Source organism: Marinococcus halotolerans DSM 16375 (assembly GCF_000420725.1).
In the GTDB taxonomy this organism is placed as follows: Bacteria; Bacillota; Bacilli; order Bacillales; family Marinococcaceae; genus Marinococcus; species Marinococcus halotolerans.
Window position 1 is genome coordinate 62606 of record NZ_ATVM01000016.1, and the last position, 9489, is coordinate 72094.

The window sequence follows — 9489 nt, forward strand, 5'->3', positions numbered from 1 at the left end:
CCGGCCTTTCTTATGCTTTTAAAGAATCGTGCGTTTGTTCATCCACTGGCTCATTTTAGTAAATAGTGTCGGTGGATTGGGGCGTTCAAGGTTATTCGGGTTGCAAAAAGCAAAGTAATCGACTTTTTCAATAAAGTACGTGAGACGGAGCAGGGCAAACAGCAGGGCCCCACTCGATCCGAGCGCGAAGCTTAGTCCATAGCCGTTGAACCCAAAAGGAAGCAGCAGGAAGGTGAGTACCGCATTTAAAGAGAAAAACAGAATAGAAGTAATCATCGCACCGCGCCGGTCTTCAAAGTAAAGAAGAATAAGCGTCAGCACAAGAACCATGGCATTTGAAAATGCCCCGACCGTCGTAAAACGGAAGATCGAGATAATGTCATTTTCGACGGGAACAAAAGTGGCAGCGTAGCCAATTGACAAAATGATCACTATCGAAATCAGGCCCTGGCTGCGCACAAGCCGCTCGAGCTCCTGCTTTAAGACGTACTGCATAGATTCTTTTGACGTTTTTATCTGCTGAAGCGTCCCGCCCTGGTTGATATAGCCGTAAAATGAACGATAGCGCTCGTAGAAACGGGTTTCTACTGATACGACAAAGATAATCAGCGTAGGAATAATCGTGAGGTATGACCAGAAAATTGCCGTGTCATAAACCCGGTTATAGACAAATGTATCAAGTAAAATTGATCTGCCTTCGCCAAACCAGATAATCCAGTTACATACCCAGATGCCTACATTGTACAAAAAGCCGGTCCAGAAGAGAGTCGGGTATTTATCAAAATAGCTGATGTATTGAAACTGGCTGTCGGATGTATGAAGCGGAAACGTAATCAGCATCGAAAACAACAGCCCAAACAATGTGACAACCATTCCGCTTGTAAAGCCGAGCACAAGCATAAAGCTAGTAGCGTGCGGAATGAACGTAAAGGCTTCTGCGGAGCGGCCGAGAAGAAATACCATGCCGACCGCAATGACTGCGCCGGACAAAAAGCTGTAGGCGACAGCCTGATAAAACTTGGCGGCACTTAAGAATAAAAACAGCACCCAGATCAAGTTAATGGTTACAAACAATACAAGAAGCAGGAGCTCATACAAAAATGGCAGAGAGCTTATCCGTATAAAGATAAGCCAAACAGTGACTGCTAGAAACAGAGTTACCTTGGTCATGCCGAGAAATGTTGGAAACACTTTATTTGTCTTTTTTTCATAAAATAAATCCGCGACATACCGTGTAACTACCAGCTGCTGGATGCCAAACAGCACCTGAGAAAAAATAAACGAGTAGGAAATAGATAAGTTGAAAAGCTCCCTTTCCTGCAGGGTCACGGGGAGAAAAACCATGGAAAACCATTGGATCATTGCAATAGTAGCGATTACGACGATCCATGGTCCGGCGGTGACAAGGCCGGCAAAAGCATAGGCTTTCATCCTGGAGGAAAAGTAGTCTTCCTGAAACAACTGCTGAAGTTTAAACCCTATGCCGGCCATATTCGAGCCCCCTTTGATGATAACGTTCTGTATATTCCTGGATAAACTGATGGATCTGGTAATACGCTTCGACTCGGTTCTGGCCGTTACGGCCGAATTTTTCAGCCTCTTCCGGATGCTTATAGATCCATTCACATTTTTGGGCTACCTGATCCGGGTTGACCGGAGGAACGACAAAGCCGGCTGGTCCGTATGGGTCGCCTTCACGGCCATGAATCAGCTCGGAGCAGGAGCCTACATTTGTTGCAATAAATGGAAGGCCTGCTGCCATGCCTTCAAGAACGGCCAGGGGCTGTCCTTCAGAAATACTCGTCAGCAGGCACACGTCAAAGGTTGGAAGATAATCGGTAATGTTTACTTTCCCGACAAGAAAAACTTGATCCTGAAGATCGAGCTGATCGACGAGGCGCCGGCATTCACCGGCGTACTCGAGATCTTCATCAAGCGGCCCCATAATAGTGAGTTTAAAAGGAACGGACCGGCTTTTTAAAATGTTACCGGCATGAATCATCGTCTTAATGTCTTTAATAGGCACGACACGGACAATGGCACCGATATGAACATACGAATGATGATGTTTATCTTTTTCGACAAGCGATAAGCGGGCGTAGTCAATTCCATTTGGAATGATTTCAATTTTAGCGGGATCAGCCCCGATGTCCTCCTGCAGTTCGCCGTTGCGGGCAAACAGGGTGATTACATCATCTGCTTCTTTATACGCCTGGCGCGAAAGATGGTGAAAAAATGTGATCCAGCGCTGCTTATAGTAGTCCGGTATCCAGTCAGCCTGCAGAATTTCTTCCTCCCGCTCTCTGGAGTAGATACCGTGCTCAGTCAGGAGATACGGGATCTCCTGCTGCTTTTTGATGGCAGCAGCAACCATACCGGCATAGCCCGTGGACGCCGAATGAACAATATCAAGTTCGGGAAACGAAAATTGAAGCAGTTCGATCACGGGCGCAAACATGCCGCGCCACATCCAGAAATAGTCGATAAACGAACCGGACTGCTGTTCTTTATCGTAGCTCTGCTGCACAATTTCCCAGAACAGGCTGCTTGAGAAAAAGTTCTCTGTGCCCCCGAGTTTTTGCCCAAGAGCAAGAAGAGCGTCCGAACGGACGGATTCAAACATCATCCATTCGGTAATCGCTTCTTCGTCCTCCGGCGTTAAATGGAAATTCCGCTGGCGCCTCGGCTGCTGCATATTAAGTGGAAGGTTCAGCACCTGCGAAATGTTGCCCGGCAGTTCATAACGGTAACCCTCCGGGGAAATCGGCTCCGGGGTGATGGCTATGATGACGAATTCATGCTCGGGCATCTGTTTTACGAGCATCTGCACCCAACTGGCCACCCCGCCGCTGACGTAAGGATAGCTTCCTTCTACAACCATGCCTATTCTCATGACGCATCATCCTTTAATGGAATTTCAGCTTTCGGCTCTTCGAGTGTCAGACGGTACAGCGTACCGGAATCGCCGTAGGCTTCAATGGAGCCAAAGTCAAAGCTCCCTGTTTCAATGGAGGTGCCTTTGTCAACACGAAGCATCATAGTGGAAGGCTCAAGCAGATTTTCTCCCTGAATCACGATCCGGTCCTCCTGATACATAATATCAATGTTTGAAGCCTGATAGCTTTTCATTCGTTCTGTGGCCTGTGCCTGGGTCATGCTGTCGAGATGTGGATAAGTGTCTTCAACAAAAACAGCCATGTCCTCAAACTGGGCTTTCATATCCTCCCAACCCCCGCCGTATGAACGGTCCGGGTCAAGCACATCATCCGGGTGAATAAAGTGAGAGAAGACACCGAAGTTTGCAATTGCATCTGCCTGAATGAACTGAGAGTCAGCACTTTCCCAATATCCGCTGGAGACGCGTGGAAAATGGTAAATCGACGGATATTCTTCATCTTCTTCAAACTCCTGGATGAAGCTTCCTTCGCCTTCACCGGTATAGAGAGAAGCAATCGTGGTGATGCTTGGGAGCGCTTCGTGGATTGCTTCAATCCCAGTTCTGTTTAATACGTTGGAAGGAGGCACGTACGTTTTAAATTCCTCTTCAGGGTAGTAATGCTGAAATACTTCCTCTACCCGTGTGAGAGATTCCTTCATTTTTTCTTTATCTTCCCACGGGGTGTATAAGAGTTCAGGATCCATGGGCTCGTCTTCGGTCACAAGCGGCTGGTGATTGTACCCATGAAGCCCAATCTCCCCGTCATGGCGATAGACATTTCTGCCAAAGAAAAGCAGTGGAAAGCGGTCATTTTCAATAAGCTCTTCAGCTGTGAGATCCATTGTATCCTGATACGTGCCGATGATTAGTCCGGTATACGTGAGATCATGGTCCATGCCAATTTGTTTCATATCTTCCCACCAGACGTCGGCGTAAAAGTCTTCCACAGACATGTTGTATTGATTGGCAATTTGCTCGTCTTCCGCTGACGGCGCAGGCGCAGGGAAATCGTCAATATGGGCCATCTTAATATCAGCCTGACTGCTTGCAAAAGCAGGCGGAAGAATAGATAGTGACTGCAGCAGCATTCCGCGGGCATTTTTCATTTCCATAGCGGTGGTGTTCCAAAAAAGCGTTTTACCTTCGCCGTACTCATTCGTCCACATTAACGGGTCGCCTTCGGTGGATAAATAAGGCTCTGCTCCTTCACGCAAGGTCATATTGGCGATGCTGTGTGAGAAGAGGGGGGAATTACTATCAAGATCGGTATACCCTGGAAAGAGCTCCTGCTCAAATGTCAGGCCCTGGCGGTTACTGAAATCATTTACGTCATCGATACCAAGCATTTCATTGTATCTTGTATCAATAAAGCGGGCACCAATATAAAGCCGTCCGCCCCCTTCGACAAATGACTCTATTTCTTCAAACGGCCATTCTTCTCCATGCTCGCCGGCAAGTACAAGCACATTATAAGGAGAAGGCTCAAGGTCTGCAATTTCTTCCTGCGAAATTTCCGTGTGGGGAACTTTGGCGTAATCCAGAGCATATTCAAAGTTATTTAACGTGTTTTCAGAAAGGTCGCTGTCGTTTTTGTGCACGTAGACATTCATTTCTTCTCCCGCCGTTTCCTCACTGCCTGAATTCATCGTTTCTGTTTCTTCCGCTGTATTTGAGGCCTGATGGGGCAGCCACAGCTGAAAACGCTCGAGCCTGATAAACTGGAGAACCAGAAGAATACTTAAAATGACAACAAAGAGCCCGATCGTTGACTTCATCATCTGTTTTCTCATGAAACGACCCCTCCCATCTGCCGGACAATGTACTGGCGGTTTTCCGGTATTTTTTCTGGAGCCACATGTTCATGCATTTGGGAGAGGACATGCTCTATCCCGGTCCAGTCTTTTTGGTTATAGTAGTATTCAATCAAGTTTAAATAACCGTCGGCTTCATGCGGAAATGCCTGAAGCATATACATATACGTATTGACGGCCTGTGTTGGGGAATCAAGCTGCAGATAAATGTCTCCGAGCTGGTTAAAGACCTCCATATAATCTGGGAAATCTTTGGCTGCCTGTTCTAAAAACTGGAGAAATACATAGCGGAGATGCTCCTGCGAATGATCGTCAAGCAGGCGGCTGTCGAGGTACCCCCGGTAGACACCAATCAATCTGCTGAGAGTCTCTTCACTGTGAAAGTGCTCATGCTCTGTTTTTGCTGTATCAAGACTTTTTTCGTAGCGGTCGACAAGCAGATTCATCGTTGTGGCAGCGTAATGGACGGTCTCCGAATCATCATTGTTGAGTCCGAGGTTCAAATACTTTCCTTTGTCCGAGATGTTGGAGTTAATCAGCTTCAGCATTAAGCTTTTACGGTCCGGCTGATTATCATTTGTAAATGCCTCCATCAAGGGGGTAAGGTTTTTACTATCTTTGGCTTCATAACGCAGATGTTCCAGGTTGATTGGCTGAAACTTCACGTAGTCTGTGTAGTCAGAGACGATTTTGTTTGAATCCACCCGCCTGGAGGCCCACCAGGCAAGCAGACCGAAAGCCTCCCCAATTAAAGGAAGAAAGCAGCTGATCAGCACAATCCAGATAACGGCTCCGTACTGCTCCGGCTGCATTCTTTTTTTTGCGGCCTTCGCCGCAGCAAATAAAATACAGGCGTGAACGATGTAAAAAAGAATAACAAGTATCGTCGGCTGTATAAGGTTACCCAGCATGAGTGCCTCCTTTTTCTTTTAAGGCTTTTTTGATTCGTTTTTCTACCACCTGGGCATTTTCAGCATCGGTGCCGGGCAGGAGGAAGTAGAGGTTACTCTGTCTGGCATCAAAGCCGATAATATCTATTTCACGAAGATAAGTCCGCAAAATAACTTCAGCCTCGGCAACAGACATTCCCTCAAAGCGGTCAAACTGAATAGCTACGGTGCTGTAAGGCACGCCGTACTCCTCCTGACGCACATCCTGCTGTGCCACGTGAGCGTCAAAGGCGTCTTTATAATAGACGTGTGTGCCGGGAAGCATCTGCTTCTCTTCATCCTTTGCCTGCCATTCACGTGCTTTTTCAATACGGTTGGAAATCCAGTCGAGCACAAAGGACATGATTTGAATTTCATGAGTAGTAAGTCGGGCGAAATCGAGCTGATCAATAATCAGCACTTCCTGGATTTCTTCGTTATAAACGATCGGCCCTGCAATTACCGGCGCATTTTTTTCGTCCTTGACGTTACGCAGCGTGATTGCTTTTTCCGTAAACAAGCGTTGATAAAAAGAAGATTCTTCGCTTAAAAATACGGTTTGCGGCAGTGTCTGCGAGCTTCCCTGGCGCACTCTCAGCCGGAGGGATCTTTTAGACGAGTCTACGTGATAAATCGCAATGTCATTCGCTTTAAATAAATCGGCAATAATAGCGATCGCTTCATTTCGAACAAGCTCTGGTGTAGGCTGGTCGAGCTTGATGCCCACCTGGTAAATCTGGGCAAGAGTATGTTCGGAGTCCAGCACTTTTTCCTGCATGACGCGCTGGGAGTCTTCGAGCTCTTTAATTGTTTTCGTCAGTTCTTTATTATCATCCTTCAATTCCTCCTGGGTATACGTAAGGCTTTCATAGCGTTCCCGGTAGGAGGAGCTGTAAAGGCCGCATATAACAGCGAGAAGCAGGGAAAACAATAAATAAAGGTAGTCACCGGTGTCATAAAACAGAAGGAATAAATCATCTCCCGCTGTAAACGTGGCAATAACGTGATACACAAGAGTAGTGAAAAAACTCAGGATAGCAATATTAATGCCGTATCGCAGAGAGAAAAACAAAATCACAAACAAGAACGGGTTCAGTGTCCAATCAAGCATTCCCAGTTGAAATACCTGGTCGGTAATTCCCAGTACAAGAACGACAACGAGCAGCTCCACCACTTTTCTCCACACATTTTTCTGCGTGTAAATCATCCCATCACCTCTTCAAAAAGTTATATTAGATTTATGCACCATATTGATATTAATGTCCCTTCAAAGTAAGCTTAGTAAAACTTTATACTTACAAAAGAATTAAAAATGGGATATTAAGGGCGCAATGGCATGGTTCATAAATCCCTGCAATTAATAAGAACCAGTGCTAATTATTTGCTTTAAAGCCTGTTTACTATTGGTAAGGAGGAGCATTATGGGTATTATCTCACAAAAAATGATTTTTGTTACAAATTTTTCTGCATTTTTTTATGAGTCTTTTATAACGAAACTAAAACCCGCTTCTCGCAGCACTTTTGCGCTGTCAAAAATGAAAAATTACAAAATTTTTTACGATTCCCCAAATAAAAACATACTCAGGGAAATGAAGAATTACGATGTGGTAATCATTGAACCGGTGTATTATTCCAGGCAGCAGGTGAAGGCCATTCAACGGGCAGAAACGAAAGTTTATGGCTATATTAACGCGATGGAAGCGGACCGGTGGAATGAGGCTTTGTATACACAGATGGAGGAAAACGATTTTTTTCACCGCCGGGGAAGCCGCGTATATTATAAACAGTGGGATTCCTACCTGATGAATATGGATGAAGAGCATTACCGGCAAGTCCTTATGAATGAAGTCACCAAGCAGGTGCACGCCAAGGGGTGTGACGGTGTATTTTTAGACACGGTGGGAAACATTGATGACGAGCATGAAAACGAACCTGAAATACTGCGTACACAGCGCGCGGCGATGGCTGTATTTATGCAAAGCATTAAAGAAAAACATCCGCAGCTGGCTATCATTCAGAACTGGGGTTTTGACACACTCAGCACCACTACGTATCCGTTTGTAAACGGCATCATGTGGGAAGGGTTTGAGTATTCAGCGATTGCGGGCGACGAATGGGCACAGCAGAAAATTGCCAAATTAAAAAAGCTGCGAAAAAAACACAATATTCAAGTACTCACGGTGTCGGCACGTGAAGAGGAAGAAAGCCGGAAGTATGCACATTCTCAAGGATTCTGCCATTTTCATTCCCCACGTGGATATAATGTATGGTAGCAGAGCGAAGAAAAGCAGAGTGACAAAGAGTTTTACCGAGAATAGTATTGTTATTAAAAAGAAAATGATGTAGGTTGGAAATAATAAATAACCAAATTTTGGGGGAGATCAGTGATGATTCTAGTAACCGGCGGTGCGGGATATATAGGCAGCCATATTTGTGTAGAACTTCTGGAAGAAGGACATGAAGTAGCAGTAATCGATAATTTTTCCAACAGCCGCTCTGTTTCCCTGGAGCGGGTGGAAGAAATCACTGGAAAAAGTCTTGAATATTTCAATGTGGATCTGCTGGACCGCGAAGGAATGGAGAGCATATTTGAACGATTTGATATTGAAGCAGTTATTCACCTCGCAGGACTGAAGGCGGTTGGAGAGTCTGTGGAAATCCCGCTCAAATACTACCATAACAATATTACGGGGAGCATTATCCTGTTAGAAACGATGAAAAAATATAATGTGAAAAAGATGATTTTTTCGTCTTCGGCTACAGTGTACGGAACGCCGAAAACAAATCCAATTACAGAAGACTTTGAGCTGCAGGCGACGAATCCCTATGGCAATTCAAAGCTGATGATTGAAGATATTCTCCGGGATCTTTACGTGTCCGACCACGAATGGAGTATTTCCATACTCCGGTACTTTAATCCGATCGGTGCCCACCCGAGCGGACGAATCGGAGAGTCTCCAAGCGGTATACCAAATAATCTGATGCCGTATATAACGCAGGTAGCGGTAGGGAAGCTTCCGCAGTTGTACGTGTTCGGCGATGATTACCCGACAAAAGACGGCACAGGAGTCCGGGACTACATTCACGTTGTGGATCTTGCAAAGGGTCATTTAAGCGCCCTGCACAAATCGATGGAAGGGCCGGGAATTGGAGAGTTTAATCTTGGCACCGGGCAGGGGTACAGTGTACTCGAATTGGTGGAAGCATTCGAAAAAGCATCCGGGAAAGACGTTCCATATGAAATACGGGACCGGCGTCCGGGGGATATTGCTGTTTGTTATGCCGATCCGTCCAAAGCACGTAATGAACTGGGATGGACCGCTCAAAAAGGAGTGAAGGATATGTGTGAGGATTCCTGGCGGTGGATTAAGCACAATCCGGAGGGTTACCCGTCTGTGTAAATAGTAATGACTTCATTAAAGCCTGTTATTACAGGCTTTTTTGCTTTTATTTCTAAATTTAAGAGATATTTCTACTCTAATGTTGCAGTTTTGAAAACAAATGTTGGTCATGGATTTAAATATTGGAAATCATCGACAATATCATCCAACCGATGGCTTTGCGGGTCAGGCGACGCGATAAGCGTCATATACGCTTTCCAGGGTCGCGCCCGCCCGGGCGCGCTGATAAATATCCGCAATCTCCCGCCGCCGGTGATCCTGATGACTGGCATGAAAGGCTTCACTGATGGTGCCCGCAAATGCCCAGGCAAGCAGCAGCCAGGCGGTTTGGAGGAGAAGCAGGTAGCGTCGGATAGCCGGGGCGCTCCGCAGCCGGTACCCGCCCATCGACAGCTTGCCCTTGGCTTCCT

At 46.1% G+C, this 9489-nt stretch carries 7 protein-coding genes and 1 pseudogene; 2 read left to right on the forward strand and 6 right to left on the reverse strand.

Going from position 1 to position 9489, the window contains the following annotated elements:
- Positions 1 to 18: 18 nt before the first annotated feature.
- From pelG to G548_RS0111850, 5 genes are read right to left on the reverse strand one after another with little or no spacing between them, the layout of a single operon-like run.
- On the reverse strand, positions 19 to 1491 hold the full coding sequence (gene pelG, locus G548_RS0111830; protein WP_022794367.1) for an exopolysaccharide Pel transporter PelG: 1473 nt from the start codon (positions 1489 to 1491) through the stop codon (positions 19 to 21).
- Complete coding sequence (gene pelF, locus G548_RS0111835) at positions 1472 to 2893, reverse strand: GT4 family glycosyltransferase PelF (RefSeq protein ID WP_022794368.1); 1422 nt, start codon at positions 2891 to 2893, stop codon at positions 1472 to 1474. The genes pelG and pelF overlap by 20 nt, the downstream gene beginning before the upstream one ends.
- Entirely contained in the window at positions 2890 to 4728 is a 1839-nt protein-coding gene (locus G548_RS0111840; protein WP_022794369.1) for a DUF2194 domain-containing protein, read from the reverse strand. The genes pelF and G548_RS0111840 overlap by 4 nt, the downstream gene beginning before the upstream one ends.
- On the reverse strand, positions 4725 to 5660 hold the full coding sequence (locus G548_RS0111845; protein WP_022794370.1) for a tetratricopeptide repeat protein: 936 nt from the start codon (positions 5658 to 5660) through the stop codon (positions 4725 to 4727). Before G548_RS0111845 ends, G548_RS0111840 begins: the two co-directional genes overlap by 4 nt.
- Positions 5650 to 6885 (reverse strand): hypothetical protein, encoded by a 1236-nt coding sequence (locus G548_RS0111850; protein WP_022794371.1) that lies wholly within the window; start codon positions 6883 to 6885, stop codon positions 5650 to 5652. The genes G548_RS0111845 and G548_RS0111850 overlap by 11 nt, the downstream gene beginning before the upstream one ends.
- Positions 6886 to 7267: 382 nt before the next feature.
- Here G548_RS0111850 and G548_RS0111855 point away from each other — a divergent pair, with 382 nt between their 5' ends.
- The gene (locus G548_RS0111855; protein ID WP_245558600.1) at positions 7268 to 7951 is read left to right on the forward strand and encodes a glycoside hydrolase family 191 protein; all 684 of its coding nucleotides are present in this window, start codon (positions 7268 to 7270) and stop codon (positions 7949 to 7951) included.
- A 111-nt stretch (positions 7952 to 8062) separates the two neighbouring features.
- Positions 8063 to 9079, forward strand: coding sequence for a UDP-glucose 4-epimerase GalE (gene galE / locus G548_RS0111860; protein ID WP_022794373.1), 1017 nt, complete (start codon positions 8063 to 8065; stop codon positions 9077 to 9079).
- 165 nt (positions 9080 to 9244) lie between these two features.
- Here the strand turns inward: galE and G548_RS0111865 are convergent.
- Positions 9245 to 9489, reverse strand: a pseudogene (locus tag G548_RS0111865) (IS701 family transposase); the annotation flags it as partial.